This window comes from Paenarthrobacter sp. 10L412 (assembly GCF_056395565.1).
Window position 1 is genome coordinate 161,146 of sequence record NZ_JBFTJT010000013.1, and the last position, 17,126, is coordinate 178,271.

Here is a 17,126-nt window from a genome sequence, read left to right on the forward strand (position 1 = left end):
TCTTATCGCGGTTGCAGGGCCGGGGCTATTGTCCCGGCCTCACAACCGAGCACTGTGAGTCCGTTCCCCGAACGCAGAAAGATATTTCATGACTTCAACTACCGGCACACCTCCCGCCATTTCGGAATTGTGGTTCACCCATCTAGCAAATGCAGTGGACAGTGATCGTGAGCTTCAGGTCATCGGCAAATACAGCAACTTCTGGATTGACGCCGTTTCGCCAGGCCACTGGCGGATTGCCCTGAACTTCCACGGTTCCAGTCTCAATCCCAGGCCCTGGAAAGACCTGCCGCTTGACCACATTGTCATTTCGGCTACACCAGATGGCTGGGGACAGATATTCGACCCCCAACCTAAACCGTTGCTGCATGACCTACTCGCGCTCGGAAAGAACAGCCCGGATGTAACTCTAGGTGGTTCCGACGTCGAACTCGTCCGCAACCTCAGGGTCCTCTCACGCCTCGTGGACCTCGGAAAGGCCCTCCATGTCCAGCACTGACACACCAGTAGCCAGCATCGAAGACGTCGTTGGCCGCTACGTAAACCTGCGCTCATCAGGCCGTGACCAGCGCATCTACTTCGAAGAAGCCGGCAGCGGACCGGTCCTGCTTTGCCTGCACACGGCCGGCGCAGATTCCCGACAGTTCAGGCATATGCTCAATGATCCTGAGATCACCAGCCGCTTCCGGGTCGTGGCATTCGATCTTCCCTGGCACGGCCGGTCCCTCCCACCCGAAGGATGGTGGGAAGAAGAGTACCTGCTCACCGCCGATGCCTATGTGGCCATTGTTCGGGACTTCTCGGCCGCATTGAACCTGGAGCAACCCACAGTCATCGGCTGCTCCATGGCCGGGTCCCTCGTGTTGGAGCTGGCCCGTAGGCATGCCGACGAAATCGGCGGAGTCATAGGCCTGTCGGGGGCGCTCAAGGTCAACGGGCGATTCCAAGACTGGTCCCTGCGGCCGGACGTCAATGCCCAGCAAGCTGTCCCCACGTGGACGTCGAGCCTGATGGCACCGCAAAGCCCCGAGGTTTCCCGCCGCGAAGTCTGGTGGATTTACAGCCAAGGTGGTCCCGGCATTTACCGCGGTGACACCTACTTCTACTCCCAGGACCTCGACCTGCGGGGAAAGGGCCACGAAATCGACACCAAGGCCTGCCCCGTATATCTCCTCACGGGTGAGTACGATCACGCCTGTACTCCTGCCGACACGGCAGATGCCATCGCCGAAATCCCGGGTGCGAAGGGTGGTGCCATGAAGGACATCGGGCACTTCCCGATGGCGGAGAACTACCCGCTGTTCAAAACCTACCTCCTGCCGATCCTCGAAGAACTCCACGCGGACGTAGTCGGTAATGACCTTGAATCACTCGCCTTGGAAGGAACCCACAATGCCTGAAACGGCTACTGTAACCCCTGAACTTGAGCGTCTTCTGCTCTCGACTATTCCCACCGGCCTGCTGATCAACGGCGAGTGGCGCGATGCCAGCGGCGGCGGGACGTTCGTCGTCGAAGACCCCGCGACGGGAAAGAAGCTCCTGGAGATCGCGGACGCCACCAGCGCCGACGCGATGGCAGCACTCGATGCTGCCGACGCCGTACAAGCGTCCTGGGCGCGGACAGCCCCTCGCGTCCGGGCCGAGATCCTGCGTCGCGGTTTTGAACTCGTCACCGAACGGGCCGAAGACTTTGCGCTGCTGATGACCCTGGAGATGGGCAAGCCCCTGGCTGAGGCACGCGGCGAAGTGACCTACGGCGCGGAGTTCCTGCGCTGGTTCTCAGAGGAAACCGTCCGTGATTACGGCCGCTACCTCACGTCCCCTGAGGGGAAGAACAAGATCCTCGTCCAGCGCAAGCCCGTGGGGCCATGCCTGCTCATCACACCGTGGAACTTCCCGCTGGCGATGGCCACCCGAAAGGTTGCCCCGGCAATCGCGGCCGGCTGCACCATGGTCCTTAAGCCAGCCAAGTTCACGCCGCTGACTTCGCTGCTATTCGCCCAGGTGATGCAGGAAGCAGGTCTGCCTGCGGGTGTGCTGAACGTTGTCGCTTCATCATCCGCGTCAGCGATCTCGGGTCCCCTGATGAAGGACTCGCGGCTTCGGAAGGTTTCCTTCACGGGCTCGACGCCGGTCGGCCGACGACTGCTCGCGGATGCGTCCAACAATGTGCTGCGGACGTCGATGGAGTTGGGCGGCAACGCGCCGTTCATCGTTTTCGAGGACGCTGACGTGGACAAGGCAGTCCAGGGCGCGATGGCAGCGAAGATGCGCAACATGGGAGAAGCCTGCACCGCAGCCAACCGTTTCCTGGTGCACGAATCGGTCGCAGATGACTTCACCTCGAAGTTTGCTGCGGCCATGGGTTCACTGACGCTGGGCCGAGGCACTGACCCGGGTACCGCCGTCGGGCCCATCATCGATGGTGGTGCCCGCAAGGACATCCACGCTCTGGTCACCGAAGCAGTAGAGCAAGGGGCCACTGTGGCAACTGGCGGCGCACCGCGCGACGGCGCTGGCTACTTCTACCCGCCCACCGTTCTGGCCAACGTCCCGCATGATGCAACGATTCTGGCCAGCGAAATTTTTGGCCCCGTTGCTCCGGTCACCACCTTCCGCGCTGAGGAAGAAGCCATCCGCCTGGCAAATTCCTCCGAGTACGGACTGGCTTCCTACCTCTTCAGCCGCGACCACGCACGGATGCTCCGCGTCGCAGAACAGATCGAGTTCGGCATGGTCGGCTTCAACAGCGGCATGATCTCCAATGCGGCTGCTCCGTTCGGCGGCGTCAAACAGTCCGGACTCGGCAGGGAAGGTGGAGCCGAAGGCCTCGCTGAATACACCACCGCGCAGTACATCGCTATTCCAGACCCCTACGCGGATTAATACGGTGCTCCCGCATTGGTAAGCGCGGAGCATCGCCCACACACTGGCCCCCGCCCTTTGCTCGCAACAGGGGCGGGGGCCATTCCATGCCCAAACGGACGTCAACAGAGAGGTTGTCTTCATGCAAAGGACAAGCACAACACCACTTCCCGGTACCACAGAACCATCCGCAGCCACCCGCCGCAAGACTGCCCTCGCGGTGGGCATCGGCAACTTCATGGAATGGTTCGACTTTGCCGTTTATGGCTTTTTTGCCAGCATCATCGGGAAACTGTTCTTCCCTGAAAGCACCCCAATTCTTTCCCTACTGAGTGCGTTCGCAGTCTTTGCCGTGGGCTTCATCATGCGTCCTTTGGGCGCGTTTATCCTTGGCCCCATAGGCGACAAGCATGGTCGCAAGGCAGCGCTCGTATGGTCAGTTCTGCTCATGGGCGGGGCAACAACCGTCATGGGCCTTCTCCCCACATACGCAGTGGCCGGCCTGCTGGCACCAATTCTGCTGGTCATGTTGCGTTGCGTGCAGGGTATTGCCGCTGGTGGCGAGTGGAGTGGCTCTGCCGCCTATTTGGTGGAAAGTGCCCCGAACAATAAGCGGGGGCTATACGCCAGCCTCATCTCCGGGACCGCCGCCTTGGCGTTCATCGTCGGAAGCTTCGTGGCGCTTGGGCTTAGCTCTGTACTTTCCCCGGAAGACCTGTCGGGCTGGGGATGGCGGCTTCCGTTCCTCCTAGCGGCGCCCATGTCCCTGGCCGGACTCTATATCCGCATGAAGCTAGGGGATACTCCCGTCTTTGAGAGCATGAAGTCGGAAGACCGGCTGGCTGGTTCACCTCTGGCAAAGGCAGGCACGAAGGGCCATAAGCCGATCCTGATCACATTCGCGTTCTCCAGCGTCTCCGGGCTCGGCATCTATTATCTGGCGACGTACATGAACAACCACCTGACCACCTCGCTTGGTTTGGACCGTGCCTCAGCGCTAACGCTCAGCGGTGCCGGCTTGTTCATCTATCTGCTGATGTGCCCTTTGGCAGGCATCCTGTCTGACCGCTTTGGTCGTCGCAGCCTGAATATTCTTGGAACCGTAGGTTTTGTTGTGCTGTCCATCCCGTCCTTCCTGCTCATGGGAACAGGGAACGGCGTGGCAATCGTTGCGGGGCTTATCCTCTTCGGGGCCTGCCAAGCACTGTGCAGCGTAACCAACGTGGTATTGCTCGTGGAGCTCTTCCCCGCCTCCACCCGGTCCAGCGGCAGCGCACTCGGTTACAACCTGGGACTCGCCATCGTCGCCGGCCCTGGACCGCTAATCGCAGCAGCGCTGGCAAGCTCGACAGGAACGTCGACGTCGGCGGCCTGGTACATGGCAGTGGTGGCACTCATTGCGGCTCCCATCCTTCTGAAGTGGCTCCCGGAAACATTCAAGAAGGACATCCATGCCGGTTAGGCAGTGTCAGGATCAAAGATCATGCACGCCGCTGGCCGATCGGAGTGGGAAACGGGGGATAGATGGTGTTCTCTGAACGACTCCGGATGTTGTGGAGGGGTCTTGTCGAAGCAGGTTGTGATGGGCTCTACAAATCGATGCCTATCCCACTCCAGGATGAGGTCTCCGGTAGCAATTAGGGCTAGAGCCGGATGAGCCTCGGGCTACGCCTCAAACATTGCTTAGCGACGGGTTCTGTACGTCTTCGAGTTTGGTTGGGTCGGCAGCTATGCCTGCGTCAGCATGAGGCGTTCGACCCAACCGAATCCATACAGAGCCACTCATCCAACCTCCCGGACGATGCCCGGACACGTGGGCGCAATAACGAACAGTCCAACGCCGGGTAGAACTCCACTTCAGTTGATTCCAAGAAGCGTCTTCTCGGCTTCGGCTTTCAGGGCGGCGAACAGCGGCTGCCGCAGCGTTCGCGCAGGCAGGTCCGCTTCAGGATGCCACTGGATGCCGACAACCCAGTTGTCGTCTACCGACTCGATAGCCTCGAGGAGACCGTCGTCGGCCACCGCGGTGGGGCGCAGTCCGTTGCCTAGACGATCAACAGCCTGATGGTGGAAGGATGCCACCGGAATCCGGGAAGCACCATCGAAGACGGCGGCAACGCGGCTTTCCCGCCCGAGTTCCACGTCATGAACGGAGAAATCCCGGGAGCCTGCTTCGCCTTTCCAGACATGTGAGACGCTGCTTGATGCTAAATCGATGTGCAGGGAACCGCCGTAAGCGACATTGAGTAGTTGCATACCGCGGCATATGCCCAACACGGGGATGCCGTGGTCTATCCCGTACTGGATGACTGCGAGGTCAAGGCTGTCTTGTGCCGCATCGACTCCGAAAAGAGAAGGATCCTCGGCTGACGCGCCGAAAAGGACCGGGTTAACGTCCCCGCCGCCTGGGAGGACGAATCCATGGCAGGCAGCGAAAGTTGCCTCGAGCTCCAGATCGCTGGCTGGACCGATAAGAACCGGTTCAGCGCCGGATTCCACGATCAGGGAGACCACTGCGTCAAAGGCCCTCTCAGCCTCCTTCAGGACTGGGTCCGAGACTCCGCAACCGAGGCCGGAGAGGCGGACTGGAATGCCGATCCTGGGGGAGTTCGTTGCAAATGTGGCCAAAATATGCTCCTGAGTGGGGTGTCGACCAGCTATAACTGGTTGCGAAACGCTTAGGTATTAGGTATGAGCCAAATACCTTAACAGGATGACGTCACCCACTGGAGCCTGTCAACTGGATTGAAAATGCCCATCATGGCTACATCCGATCATCTCTTGACACCTGAAAGTGTGTCATGTTTCATAGTTGGAAGGTCAATGGACCATACCTAAGACCTTTACAGCGGAGATGGGCTAGCCAATCACTGCGGTCTCAGTCGCACTTGTGGGCCGCCGCCCTTTCTCACTACTCCTTGGGAGCATTTAGATGAAGAAGCAATCCTTTGCCGCCGTCGCCCTGACGATCGGGGCTCTCGCCCTTACTGCATGCGGTGGCAACGCAAACTCGAGTTCGTCAAGCAGCGCCTCCGGTTTTGGCGACTGCAAAGTTACTGGCCAGCCGGACAGCATCAAGCTCAAAACCCAAAAGCCCGATGTCCTAACGGTTGCCGTCGCTCTGCCGAACCCTGGGTGGTCCAATGGCTCCGGCCCGGATTCGGTTAAGAGTGGATTCGAGTACTGCATGGCGGCGGACATAGCCCACCGTGCAGGCCTCAAATCAGTCCAGCTGAAAAACCTTGCCTGGGACCAGTTCATCTCCGGGACGGCATCCGGCTATGACATTGGACTGGCCACGGTGACCATCACTGATAAGCGGAAGGAGGTCTTTGACTTCTCACGGCGTTATTTCTCATCAAACCTTGGCATAGCCACCAAGAAGGATTCAAAGGTCACGGCCGATACTCTCCGTGACTCCAAGGTCGCCGTCCTCCAGGGCAATGTAGGCGCGCAATGGGTGGCGGATGTGCTCAAGCCCACCAAACCCGCAGCCGTGTTCCAGTCCGCCTCGGAAATCTTCACGGCGCTCAGCGCCGGACAGGTTGACGCAGTTGTTACTGACACCACAATCGCCCTCATCAGTGTAAAAGAAACCGGAGGCGCTCTTACCGTAAAGGGGCAGATAGCCCTCGATCAGGGCTATGGGGTTGTACTGCCTCGCAACTCCGAGAACACCTCTGCCGTCGATAAGGCCGTCGGTGACCTGGACTCTGACGGGACACTGAAGTCGCTGGCCGCCGACTACCTTCAGCCAACCTTTGGGGTTGACCCCAACTCCATTCCGTTCTGGACAGTGAAGTGACCTCGGTAGCTGCCTCGGCGCTAGCTGGCGCCGCGCGTCTCAGCCCTCCGCCGAAGAGTCGAGCGCTATCGTCGGCAGCCACAGTCTTCGCCGCGATCCTTGTATTGGCAGTCGCGGCCCTCGGTGCAGCAGCCATGAATGGATCCGAAGAAGGCACCACTCCCCATGTTATTGGCTGGCTTTTGAGTACCGTGGGGGTGCTGACTGCCGGCGGGGTACTGTGGATCGCTGTACGGTCATTGCGCCGGTCCCTTCGTGCGTCCCGTCAAGTGAATGAGGGGCGGATTCTCGACGCCCGAGCGAGCGGTGCGGCATCACTGAATGATGCAACCTTCACCTTCGGGCTTGGCATTGCAGTCCTCATTGTCATCACCGCCGCAGTGATGCTCACGGTCAACGATTCTGTTATCCAGAAGACATTCCTTCGTTGGGACCTCATGGCTGCGAGCGCGGGTGACGTCTTTGCGGCCTTTGGCCTGAACATTTGGATCGCCGTGATCACCGAAATCTTCGTCCTCGCGTTCGGTTTACTGCTGGCAGTAGCCCGCCTTGCCCCCGGAAACGCCTGGCGGCCGGTACGAGCCATTGCCATCGCCTATGTCGACTGCCTGCGCGCCGTGCCGGCTATCATCGTCATCTATCTGGTGGGATTTGGCCTGCCTCTACTACAGCTACCCGTACTGTCAGATCTGCCGCCGGAGTGGTTCGCCATTATTGCGCTGACTCTGACGTTCAGCGCTTACACCGCCGAGACATACAGGGCTGGCATAGAAGCAATCCACCCGTCACAGTGGTCCGCTTCCCGTTCGCTCGGATTCTCATTCGGAAAGACACTCCGGTTCGTCATATTGCCTCAAGCCGTGCGAGGCGTGATCCCGCCCCTGCTCAGCTTGTTCATCTCGCTGCAGAAGGATACTTCGCTGGTAAACATTATTGGCACGATGGACGCGTTCAACCAGGCCAAGTTCTATTCATCGGCGAACTTCAACCTTTCGTCAGTCACAGTGGTGGCCGTCCTCTTTATCTTGATCACTATCCCGCAGACCCGCTTCGTTGATTGGATGCTGGCGCGAGGCGTTTCCCGCCGTGGACGAAAGGGAAGCAAATAATGTCTTTCATTGAATTGGTCGGCCTACACAAGAGCTACGGTGCCCATACTGTGCTGCAAGGTATCGACCTACAGGTCGAGCAGCATCAAGTAGTCACTCTGATTGGTGCCTCCGGATCCGGAAAATCTACCCTGCTGCGATGCATCAATGCCCTGGAGCCGATAGATACAGGCGAGATCCGCATTGACGGAGACGTGGTCAGTGGACCCGGCGTCAATGTCAACAGTCTTCGCCGGACCGTGGGAATGGTATTCCAGTCCTTCAACCTTTTCCCGCATATGAGTGTCTTGGATAACGTTGCCATCGGTCCAATCAAACTCCTTGGGCTTCGCCCGGATGTTGCGCGCGAACGCGCCTACGCTCTTCTTGAACGGGTCAACCTTGGAAATCGCTCAAGCTATTTTCCGGAGCAGCTTTCCGGTGGGCAACAGCAGCGCGTAGCGATCATGCGAACACTCGCGATGGAGCCCAAGGCTGTGCTCCTGGACGAAATCACTTCCGCCCTTGACCCGGAGTTGGTTGCCGAGGTCCTCAACATCGTTCGTGAGCTCGCGGCAGACGGGATGACAATGATGCTTGCCACCCACGAAATGCACTTCGCTCGCGAAGTATCCGACCTCGTCGTCTTCTTGGAGCAAGGACGGCTCCTGGAGCAAGGCCCTCCGGAGCAGGTGTTTGGTGATCCCGTGCAACCACGCACGCGTGAATTCCTTCGCCAGATTGTGGAGGCTGGGCGTCTCTAACATCTGAATCTGAAGCTGTAGCCCGGCAGCACCTCACCATACGAGGAGGCTGCCGGGCCTTCGTCGTGAACAGCACTGACAACACTGACTCTAAGAAATGAAGCAAGTATCGGGCAACGGCCTGTCTTAGCCCGATACGTGAACTAATCCGTATCGAGCTCTGGGTTCCAGACATGGCGCAGGTCTGTCTGTGGAAGGCCCCTGCAAGGCCTAATCAGCTTCCGACTTGAGTATTCTGATGATTTCGTGGCGCGTATGTTCGATATGGTCCCGCATCGCCTCGTGTGCCAGCAGGGGGGCTCTGTCCTTGATTGCTTCAAATACGCGCTTATGCTGTCGTTGATCGTCCTCGACAGGATCCGGGTGTTCCAGCATGTCCGCCGGACTGAAGAACTCGCTTCTCGCATTTCGAATGGCAGCCTCCAGCCGCTTACTCCCTGCGGCCCTTGCTACTGCATCATGGAAGGCAGAATCTGCAAGCCTGTATTCGGCCCGGTTGGACGCGGCGGCCTGTTGGTTGATGGCGGCCATCATGGCGTCGAGGTCGTCTTGAGTTCGCCGGGTGGCGGCCAGAGTCGCAGCATGGGACTCCATTGCAACCCTCACGGTGGTCAGGTCGTCCAGCTCTTCCTCTTGCTCCAGAATGCTGCGACGCCACTCTGCAAGTGGCTGGCTCAAGGCCGTGACGAAATTGCCTCCGGTCTTGCCCCGCCGGACGACGATGTAGCCCTCCTCTTGCAGTTGCTTGAAGGCTTCCCGGAGGCTCACCCTAGCTACGCCCAGAGATTCAGCAAGTTGCCGCTCCGGCGGAAGCCTGTCTCCGGGTCCGAGTTCGCCTCGCCGGATCAGTCCCTTGACGTACTCCGCGACGCCTTGCGGAACTGACACTGAATTCACTTCATTGGGCATGGTTCCATCTTAAGGCCAAACAGCGATACCGGGCTGCTCGCCAGTCCGTGTTGGCGACGTGGGAAGTTCGGCGCGACAATCCGGCTTCCGCTAGTTCGATCTTGAGCTACACAGGCAGACGTCGGTGCTAACCTGGACGTCTGCCTGCGTCTTTCGTAGAACCCCATGACACTGTGCAGAAGGTGAAAAGGAAACAGCCTTTCCTAGGCCGCGACTGTCTCGTGGAGCGGGGCTGCGGGCAGCGGGGGCTGGGTGCGCTGCCATGCGGAGCCGTAGCGTGTGTATTGCGCTGGCGGTTGGATCGAAAGTCGAAGGTCGTCGGCTGCGGTGCGTGCCCAGAATGGATCCTTGAGCATCTCGCGGCCGATGAAGACCAGATCGGCGCGGCCGTTGCGGAGGATCTCCTCCGCCTGCCGGCCGGTCTCGATAAGCCCCACGGCGCCGGTGAGGATACCGACCTCCCGGCGGATGAGCTCCGCAGCGGGGACCTGATAGCCGGGGAACGAGGACACTTTGACGGGTGCGCTGCCGCCGGAGGATGCGTCGATGAGGTCCACGCCCTGCTCCTTCATCCACTTGCCGAAGACGATGAAGTCCTCCGGGGTGTTGCCGCCGACGACGTAATCAGTGGAGGAGATCCGGACGAAGAGCGGCCCTTCCCATTCGGTGCGGACTGCGTCGAGAACTTCGCGGACGATGCGGTAGCGGCCGGCGTGGTCTCCGCCGTACTCGTCGGTGCGTTTGTTCGAGATCGGGGAGAGGAACTCGTTGAGGAGGAAGCCGTGGGCGGCGTGTACCTCGAGGACGTCGAACCCTGCCTTCGTGGCGCGCACCGCCGCGGCACGGAACGCTTCGACGATTTCGGCGATGCCCTTCTGGGTGAGTTCCTCAGGGACGCGGGAGTCCGGTCCCCACGCGATCGCGGAGGGAGCGACGGCGGTCAGCTCGGGGAGGCCGAGTTGTCGTCCGGCGTGGCCGATCTGCACACCGATCCGGCCGCCGACCAGGTGGACGGCGTCCACGATGCGGCGGAGGTTCGGGATCTGCACGTCGTCCCAGATCCCGAGGTCGCCAGGACCGATCGGGCCGTTGGGCGCGACGGCTGCGGTCTCGGTCATGACCAGACCGGCGCCGCCGAGGGCGCGGGATCCGTAGTGCATGACGTGGAAGTCAGTGGCGACTCCATCGGCTGTCGCGGAGTGCATGCACATCGGCGACATCACGATGCGGTTCCGGAAAGACACCCCACGGATCGTGAAGGGCTCGAGAAGTGTAGACAAGAAATTCTCCTAAAAACTGCCAGTGACAAGCTGTGGGATCGAGCGTGCGTCAGGCATTGCGGGCCGACAGCACGGTCATGTTGTGTTGGTACTGCTCTTTTTGGGCGGCTGCGCGAGCGGGTTCCACGTCAAGCGCAGCCTTATTCTTCATGTGTCCCGTAGGGAACGGGAGGGCATCGGGATGGCTCGAAGCAGCCACCCCGATGCCTGCGCGCGCTAGCTCGCGGGGGTGGAATGCGTGTAGAACGTCTTCGCCACGATCTGCCACTCACCGTTCGTATTGAGCAGGTGGAAGAAGTCGCTGAAGCGGAACCCGTCGAGATCGTCGGTATCGACCCGCGCGCTGGCGACATTGCCCACGATGTCCACGGTTACGACCGCGGAGTTCGGGTTCGAAGGCTTGAAATCCTTTTCGATCCCGTCGAACAGCGCTTGAATCGGCACACGCGATACCGCGGATTCGGCGGTGGTAAACATCACCGCGTCAGCGTGGAAGGCCGGCCGCATGAGCGAACCGTCTGCATTTTTGCAGCCTTCGAGGTACTTCGACAGCGCCTCCAGCACGGCGTTGTATTCCTGGACGTAGGTTTTCTCGGACACCAGCACTCCTTGCATTCAAGTCTATTCTGTAGCGATCGCTACAAATGATACTGTAGTGACCACTACAGTATTTCGTCAACTCCGGGAGGCGCTCATGTCCAAGTTGAATGCAAAGCCACGAGACGTCACCCGCGGTCGACGCCGTGGCTTCGACGAGAAGCAGGCGATGGAAGCCGCTATGGACATGTTTTGGGAGCATGGCTACGAGGGGACGTCGGTAAGCCAGTTATGCGCGGGCATCGGAATCAATCCGCCGAGCCTGTATGCAGCGTTCGGCAGTAAAGCGCAACTGTTTATCGACGTCGTTGATCACTATGAGCGCACCTTCTGGGATCCAGTATGGGAAACCTTCGATAAACAACCGCGCGTAGCAGATGCATTCCGCCGTTTCTTCAGCGACTTTGTGGGCGTGATATCGGTTCCGGGGACCCATCTCGGATGTCTCGTGGTCCAGTCCGCAGTGAGTTTGGAGGACCGCACCAGCGAAGTCGCACGCGCCCTCGCGGCTATCGGAGACGACGGAGTGCGCCGTTTTCAGGGCAAGCTCGAGTTCGGTATCCGAGACGGACAAATTCCAACAGACACCGACACCCTGGCACTAGCGCACGCCATTAATATGATCTCCGAGGGGCTCGCGCTCCGAGCGCATGACGGCGTCCCGCCAGACATGCTTCGACGGCAGGTGGCAGCAGGGCTTCGCATGATTCCGGAATCGGAATAGAAGCGACGGGGTGCGGGGCGAGTGAGTTGTTGGTGGAAAAATAGGCGCTACTCCGGGTGCTGCCGGACTCTGCATCGATCTTGGCGTTCCCGCGCTCCTCTCCGGATTCGAATGCCTGGCACCAAGCCTCCGCAGGCGGCCGCCATTTAAGATCGTGCACACATTAAGTAGTGCAGGATTAGCCGATACCATCTTCCGCGTTTCCGCTCCATCAATTCCCGCCATGCTGGCTTGACCCCGAATCACTGAGAGCAGATCCTGCGTGGCAGCTGACGGATTTGAGGTTGTGAGACAGCTCATGGTCTGGTCGCGGCAGACAGAGAAGCGTAGCGTCTGATACGTCAACAAATACGGTGGTCGCAGCCGGGAGCCGCGTCGATGGCCGCACAAGAACCCCTTTCGAAGGGATCGGACATGGCGGGATGGAATGCAGAAACTGCGGCAGGGCCGTTGGGGAGCGGGGCGGTCACATTAGTGGAAGGATCGTCCTTCTGCATCTCCTCGTCCAACGGAGACATCCTGCCGGGCCACCCCCAGGGAGTTTTTGTTCAGGACACGCGGATTCTGTCCAACTGGGCCCTGACTATCAACGGCCAATCGCTTGAACCACTGTCAGCGGAGACGAAGGAACCCTACCGGGCACTTTTTATCGGCCGCGTTCCCCGTTCAGACGGCTATGCAGACAGCCCGCTAATTGTTGAGCGGCTACGCGAAGTAGGTGCTGGGCTCCTGGAGCAGATCACCGTTCGGAATTATTCGGTAAGTCCAGTCGAATGTCTGGTCCGCCTCAGCGTTGAGGCTGATTTCGCCGATGTGTTCGAAGTGAAGGAAGCCAAGATCGAGGGGCGTTGGGACGCAAGTCGACGACCGAACAGTGATTCACTCACCATTCAGGCAGTCTGGGGGGAGGTCAGCAAAGGGGTTGTTATTACGGCCATTGGTGCTCAGGTGGAAGCGGGTGCTCTGACATACCGGACGGTGGTGGGGCCAGCGAGCGACTGGAAAGCTGTAGTGAGCGTAGTGCCGTCTGGTGACCGAGCCGATCATGTGGAACCGTTCATGCATCCGGACCTCCGCGGACCGTCACCCAGCGATCTGCGCCGCCGGGGCTGGGTGGCCAAAATCCCGGTGTTGCAGATGGGTAACCATTCCATCGAGCGGACCTTGCAACGCAGCTACGACGATTTGGGGGCCCTGCAGATCGAGGATCCGGATCATCCGGAGCGTGTGGTTGTAGCCGCGGGGGCGCCCTGGTTCATGACTTTGTTTGGTCGGGACTCGCTTTGGACGTCTCTAATGGCGCTTCCCGTTGACCCATCCCTGGCCTTGGGCACCCTGCAAACGCTGGCGGAGCGCCAAGGCAGGGTGGTGGACCCCGTTACCGAGGAGGAGCCCGGCAAGATCCTCCACGAGGTCAGGCTTGATGTTTCCACCGGGCTGGCTTTGGGTGGCAAGTCCGCCTACTACGGCAGCATCGACGCGACTCCGCTGTTCGTGATGATGCTCGGGGCGGTGAGCCGCTGGGGGTTTTCCCCGGATACCACCGCTGCTCTGCTGCCCCATGCCGACCGTGCTTTGGCTTGGATCCGGGACTACGGGGACAAAGACAGCGACGGATTTGTCGAGTACGCGCGCCTCAACGATCAGGGCCTAATCAACCAGGGATGGAAGGATTCGTGGGATGGCATAAACTTTGCCGACGGTACCCTGGCGGAGCCACCGGTGGCGTTATGCGAAGTGCAAGCGTATGTCTACGGCGCGTATGTTTCACGGGCCTGGATGGCGTACGACGTCGGTGACGAGTCGCTGGGGGCCGAACTCATGGACCGCGCGGAGCGGCTAAAGAAGCAGTTCAATGAGCAGTTTTGGCTGCCAGAGCGTGGCTACTACGCCATCGCACTGGATCGCGACAAGCGTCCGGTCGATGCGTGCGCGTCCAACATGGGTCACTGTCTTTGGTTTGGCATCGTCGACGACGACAAGGCGCCGCTGGTGGTTGAAAGACTAATGTCTCCAGAAATGTTCAGCGGTTGGGGAATCCGGACTCTGGCCAGCGACATGGGAGCCTATAACCCTGCGAGCTATCACAATGGTTCGGTCTGGCCCCATGACAACGCCATCATTGTCATGGGACTGGTACGTTACGGCTTCGTTGAGCAGGCGCAACGTATTGCCACCGCGTTGCTGGAGGGCGCCGAGTACTCCAACGGACGGCTGCCCGAACTTTTCTGCGGCTTTGATAGGGGACAGGTGGCGCAGCCCGTGCCCTATCCCACTGCTTGTTCGCCGCAGGCATGGGCAGCAGCTGCTCCGATCGCGCTGGTGACGAGCCTGATGCGATACGACGCGCACGTTTCGCGCGGCGGCCTGTGGCTGGATCCGGCGCTCCCGGAGTCCTTTGGCCAACTACATATCACCAACGCCCCGACGGGCCGCGGACCCGTCACTATCGATGTCCTCGGGTCCGAATGCACAGTAAGCGGACTGGCCGAGGGCTTGACGCTTTACCGTGGGCACCGGCCATGGATGACTGAGCTTGTGGATCAAGCCAGGCAGCACTCGAAACGGATGCCACGGGGCTAGGGTAAGCACAGGGAGCAGGCTCAGCGTACCCACGAGTTTGTCGCGTTTGTACTCAGGGTTTCGCGCCTGGAATCGCCGACGGCTTTGAGACTGGCTCGGCGCACGAGCCACCAGTCCGGCGTCACGTCACTCGGAGCCTGAGGCGGCGCACGGTTCCCACGTTCTTGACCATGCGGATCCCGTCCTCAAATGACTTGGGAGGTCCTTCATTAGACGCGGGCTGACGATCCGGAGTTCTTCCTCGCGGAAGGAGAGGCTCTTGACTTGCTTTCCCCGTTGCTTGAGCATCACGGGGGTCGCTGTCTTCCTTTACGGCATGTCGAGGTGGGTTTTGTAGGCGGTGTTTTTGTTGGTGTTCCAGCCGGCGATGATGCCGGCTCCGAGCATTTGGTCGCTGAGGCGTGCGAAGCGGTAGCCGGAGTCTGTGTCGAGGGCGAGTTGCATGTATTGGTGTGCTTTGGAGCCTCGGCCTTGCCACCAGTTGATGTAGCCGATGGTGGTGAGGATGGGGGCTGCGTGTTGAGGGCTGGTTCTGGTGTAGGCGTGGATGAGTAGTTGTTGTGCCCATTCGATGCGGGACCATTTGGGTGGGGTGTTGGTTTGGGCGAAGAGGATGTGTTGTGGTGGTTCGTTGATGCCGGGGATGTCGGTCATGAGCCGGTCACGGATGTGAGGGAATTGGAAGTTCGCGATGAGGGTGGCGCAGTCCTCGTCGGTGGGGAAGTCCCTTGATTCGAGCATGCCTGTCCAGAGCAGGCTCGCTTCTCGTGCAGCATCATCAGGGGGCTGTGTGCGGATGGTGTTCATGCGTTCTTCGACGGCGGTTGATTTCGCTGTTTCCTGTGTCGCAGCTGGGAGCATGATTCGGTTGGTGGGTTCGATGGTGCTGCCGCGGTAGATGAATTCGGCGTTGACCTGGCTGTACTCAGTCGAACTGAGTGGAAGTCTGATGTCCTGCCCGGCCTCGCTGTCGTAGGGGGAGTAGGCGTCGTTGCCAACGAAGATCCCGTCACGGATGGTGATGCCGTTTTCGGCGAGGACTCCGGTGAGAGCTGCAATGGTGGCTGCCTGCGGTTTGGGCTGACCTGGTTCGCAGCAACTCGAGGTGTAGACGGCGAAGACGATGCTTGTCGCGGTGGTGTCGCTGGTGAGGTAGCTGCTGACGGTTCGGGCGTAGGGGAGTTCGGTTCCGGGTTGGCGGGGGAGGTCGATGCGGAGGGTGGCGCCGACTTTGTTCTCATCCAGGGTGATGCAGACGAGGCTTTCCGTGGGCCAGAAGCCGAGGGTGTGCCCGATGAAGCTGAGTAGATCTGCGGGGTCTTTGATGGTGAGCTCATTCATGTCCTTTTCCTTTGCCCTTGCGTTGTGCCTGTGGTCGTTAGTTCTGTGGGTCGTTCTGATAGGGGACCTTGCGCTGGGGTAGGGGCTGGAGTGCAACTTGGGGGACCGGGACAGGGACGGAAAGTTCGGGAGGATGGGAGCGACGCAGGAGCGCCGAGCGAAGTTTCCGGAACGGGGCCGGCGCGTGAGCGCCCTGGTTGCGCGGAGGCCCCGCCCAGCAATGATCGGAATATCAGAATGACAAACAGCGGTGTTGCTTCTGGTAATTCATGCGCGACCGTGGGCACAGCACCATGACTCTGGCGACGTGTATTTCGGCGTGGGCCACAGTGGGTGGAGAGGGCTCCCGTGAGAAGAAACTTCTAGTCAGTGCCCTCGGGCGCGTCGAAATGCAGGGGATTCCGGGCCGGTAATTGATGGTCCAGGGTTTCAATGCGCGTCAGTCATGATGCCTTGGACACGGGCCAAGACGGCTCCCGACTATTAGGTGTGATGATTCTGTACTGGCATCTTTGGGATTGATGCGTGCTATTCGGGGAGCTTGAGACTTGCTGCTGTGGACAAAAGAAGGCGACGGAGGCAGCGTTCGCTGAGGTCCTCAGGGCACGTGGCCGGCATGTGGTGGGCGCAACTGATTCCGCATTACGTCGGAGGGCGAGTACCAAGTAGTGAACCTGCAAAAGTCTCCAACGCGTCAAGGTTGGGTTTGGGCGACTTTGCGGGGACGGAGTGCACGCATTAGAAAATCCTGGTCATGCCGTTCCATCCGGTTCCGATTTGGCGGGGTGTCAGCCATCCGCCGGTGCCGTTGCCGGGGTAGAGCCATAGGGCTCCGGAATTGTCGCGGGACATGACATCGGCTTTGGCGTCGCCGTTGAAGTCACCGGGTCCCAGGATTGTGGTCATGCCGTTCCATCCGGTTCCGATTTGGCGGGGTGTCAGCCATCCGCCGGTGCCGTTGCCGGGGTAGAGCCATAGGGCTCCGGAATTGTCGCGGGCAATGACATCGGCTTTGCTGTCGCCGTTGAAATCGCCGGGTCCCAGGATTGTGGTCATGCCGTTCCATCCGGTTCCGATTTGGCGGGGTGTCAGCCATCCGCCGGTGCCGTTGCCGGGGTAGAGCCATAGGGCTCCGGAATTGTCGCGGGCAATGACATCGGCTTTGCCGTC

15 protein-coding genes are annotated in these 17,126 nt (G+C 60.0%); 9 read left to right on the forward strand and 6 right to left on the reverse strand.

Features of this window, described 5'->3' with window-relative positions; genetic code table 11:
* The first annotated feature begins 88 nt into the window (after positions 1 to 88).
* From AC1DD7_RS18640 to AC1DD7_RS18655, 4 genes are all read left to right on the forward strand, one after another.
* On the forward strand, positions 89 to 499 hold the full coding sequence (locus AC1DD7_RS18640) for a hypothetical protein (protein ID WP_431114762.1): 411 nt from the start codon (positions 89 to 91) through the stop codon (positions 497 to 499).
* Positions 486 to 1,400, forward strand: coding sequence for an alpha/beta fold hydrolase (locus AC1DD7_RS18645; protein ID WP_477516103.1), 915 nt, complete (start codon positions 486 to 488; stop codon positions 1,398 to 1,400). Before AC1DD7_RS18640 ends, AC1DD7_RS18645 begins: the two co-directional genes overlap by 14 nt.
* Positions 1,393 to 2,886 carry an NAD-dependent succinate-semialdehyde dehydrogenase gene (locus AC1DD7_RS18650; protein ID WP_477516104.1) on the forward strand — a complete coding sequence of 498 codons (1,494 nt, stop codon included), beginning with the start codon at positions 1,393 to 1,395 and terminating at the stop codon, positions 2,884 to 2,886. The genes AC1DD7_RS18645 and AC1DD7_RS18650 overlap by 8 nt, the downstream gene beginning before the upstream one ends.
* Before the next feature lie 121 nt (positions 2,887 to 3,007).
* A complete protein-coding gene (locus tag AC1DD7_RS18655; RefSeq protein WP_477516105.1) occupies positions 3,008 to 4,327 on the forward strand; it encodes an MFS transporter in 1,320 nt (439 codons plus the stop codon).
* Between the two features lie 395 nt (positions 4,328 to 4,722).
* On the opposite strand, the gene AC1DD7_RS18660 is transcribed toward AC1DD7_RS18655, so the two are convergent.
* Positions 4,723 to 5,493, reverse strand: a complete 771-nt coding sequence (locus tag AC1DD7_RS18660) for a gamma-glutamyl-gamma-aminobutyrate hydrolase family protein (protein ID WP_477516106.1) — start codon at positions 5,491 to 5,493, stop codon at positions 4,723 to 4,725.
* Positions 5,494 to 5,797: 304 nt separating this feature from the next.
* Between AC1DD7_RS18660 and AC1DD7_RS18665 the strand changes: the two genes are divergently transcribed.
* From AC1DD7_RS18665 to AC1DD7_RS18675, 3 genes are read left to right on the forward strand one after another with little or no spacing between them, the layout of a single operon-like run.
* The gene (locus AC1DD7_RS18665) at positions 5,798 to 6,670 is read left to right on the forward strand and encodes an ABC transporter substrate-binding protein (RefSeq protein ID WP_477516107.1); all 873 of its coding nucleotides are present in this window, start codon (positions 5,798 to 5,800) and stop codon (positions 6,668 to 6,670) included.
* Positions 6,667 to 7,779 carry an amino acid ABC transporter permease gene (locus tag AC1DD7_RS18670; protein WP_477516108.1) on the forward strand — a complete coding sequence of 371 codons (1,113 nt, stop codon included), beginning with the start codon at positions 6,667 to 6,669 and terminating at the stop codon, positions 7,777 to 7,779. Before AC1DD7_RS18665 ends, AC1DD7_RS18670 begins: the two co-directional genes overlap by 4 nt.
* Positions 7,779 to 8,522 carry an amino acid ABC transporter ATP-binding protein gene (locus AC1DD7_RS18675; protein WP_431114769.1) on the forward strand — a complete coding sequence of 248 codons (744 nt, stop codon included), beginning with the start codon at positions 7,779 to 7,781 and terminating at the stop codon, positions 8,520 to 8,522. The genes AC1DD7_RS18670 and AC1DD7_RS18675 overlap by 1 nt, the downstream gene beginning before the upstream one ends.
* 210 nt (positions 8,523 to 8,732) lie before the next feature.
* On the opposite strand, the gene AC1DD7_RS18680 is transcribed toward AC1DD7_RS18675, so the two are convergent.
* The 3 genes from AC1DD7_RS18680 to AC1DD7_RS18690 form a co-directional block, all read right to left on the reverse strand.
* Positions 8,733 to 9,431 carry a FadR/GntR family transcriptional regulator gene (locus AC1DD7_RS18680; RefSeq protein WP_477516109.1) on the reverse strand — a complete coding sequence of 233 codons (699 nt, stop codon included), beginning with the start codon at positions 9,429 to 9,431 and terminating at the stop codon, positions 8,733 to 8,735.
* Between the two features lie 203 nt (positions 9,432 to 9,634).
* A complete protein-coding gene (namA, locus tag AC1DD7_RS18685) occupies positions 9,635 to 10,711 on the reverse strand; it encodes an NADPH dehydrogenase NamA (RefSeq protein ID WP_477516110.1) in 1,077 nt (358 codons plus the stop codon).
* 216 nt (positions 10,712 to 10,927) lie between these two features.
* The gene (locus AC1DD7_RS18690) at positions 10,928 to 11,311 is read right to left on the reverse strand and encodes a nuclear transport factor 2 family protein (protein WP_477516111.1); all 384 of its coding nucleotides are present in this window, start codon (positions 11,309 to 11,311) and stop codon (positions 10,928 to 10,930) included.
* A gap of 94 nt (positions 11,312 to 11,405) precedes the next feature.
* On the opposite strand from AC1DD7_RS18690, the gene AC1DD7_RS18695 reads away from it, so the two are divergent.
* Positions 11,406 to 12,032: a TetR/AcrR family transcriptional regulator gene (locus AC1DD7_RS18695; RefSeq protein ID WP_477516112.1), complete on the forward strand. Its 627-nt coding sequence runs from the start codon at positions 11,406 to 11,408 to the stop codon at positions 12,030 to 12,032.
* Between the two features lie 414 nt (positions 12,033 to 12,446).
* The gene (locus AC1DD7_RS18700; protein WP_477516113.1) at positions 12,447 to 14,615 is read left to right on the forward strand and encodes an amylo-alpha-1,6-glucosidase; all 2,169 of its coding nucleotides are present in this window, start codon (positions 12,447 to 12,449) and stop codon (positions 14,613 to 14,615) included.
* A 309-nt stretch (positions 14,616 to 14,924) separates the two neighbouring features.
* Here AC1DD7_RS18700 and AC1DD7_RS18705 read toward each other — a convergent pair whose 3' ends face one another.
* Together AC1DD7_RS18705 and AC1DD7_RS18710 are read right to left on the reverse strand one after the other, a co-directional pair.
* Entirely contained in the window at positions 14,925 to 15,956 is a 1,032-nt protein-coding gene (locus tag AC1DD7_RS18705) for a DUF4192 domain-containing protein (RefSeq protein ID WP_477516114.1), read from the reverse strand.
* Between the two features lie 738 nt (positions 15,957 to 16,694).
* Positions 16,695 to 17,126: FG-GAP repeat domain-containing protein (locus AC1DD7_RS18710; protein ID WP_477516115.1), on the reverse strand; the 432-nt coding region annotated here is incomplete at its 5' end.

Coding starts and splice junctions, on each gene's coding strand:
- AC1DD7_RS18640 (WP_431114762.1), top strand. CDS start 89: ATGACTTCAACTACCGGCACACCTCCCGCCATTTCGGAATTGTGGTTC.
- AC1DD7_RS18645 (WP_477516103.1), top strand. CDS start 486: ATGTCCAGCACTGACACACCAGTAGCCAGCATCGAAGACGTCGTTGGC.
- AC1DD7_RS18650 (WP_477516104.1), top strand. CDS start 1,393: ATGCCTGAAACGGCTACTGTAACCCCTGAACTTGAGCGTCTTCTGCTC.
- AC1DD7_RS18655 (WP_477516105.1), top strand. CDS start 3,008: ATGCAAAGGACAAGCACAACACCACTTCCCGGTACCACAGAACCATCC.
- AC1DD7_RS18665 (WP_477516107.1), top strand. CDS start 5,798: ATGAAGAAGCAATCCTTTGCCGCCGTCGCCCTGACGATCGGGGCTCTC.
- AC1DD7_RS18675 (WP_431114769.1), top strand. CDS start 7,779: ATGTCTTTCATTGAATTGGTCGGCCTACACAAGAGCTACGGTGCCCAT.
- AC1DD7_RS18680 (WP_477516109.1), bottom strand. CDS start 9,431: ATGCCCAATGAAGTGAATTCAGTGTCAGTTCCGCAAGGCGTCGCGGAG.
- AC1DD7_RS18695 (WP_477516112.1), top strand. CDS start 11,406: ATGTCCAAGTTGAATGCAAAGCCACGAGACGTCACCCGCGGTCGACGC.
- AC1DD7_RS18700 (WP_477516113.1), top strand. CDS start 12,447: ATGGCGGGATGGAATGCAGAAACTGCGGCAGGGCCGTTGGGGAGCGGG.
- AC1DD7_RS18705 (WP_477516114.1), bottom strand. CDS start 15,956: ATGAATGAGCTCACCATCAAAGACCCCGCAGATCTACTCAGCTTCATC.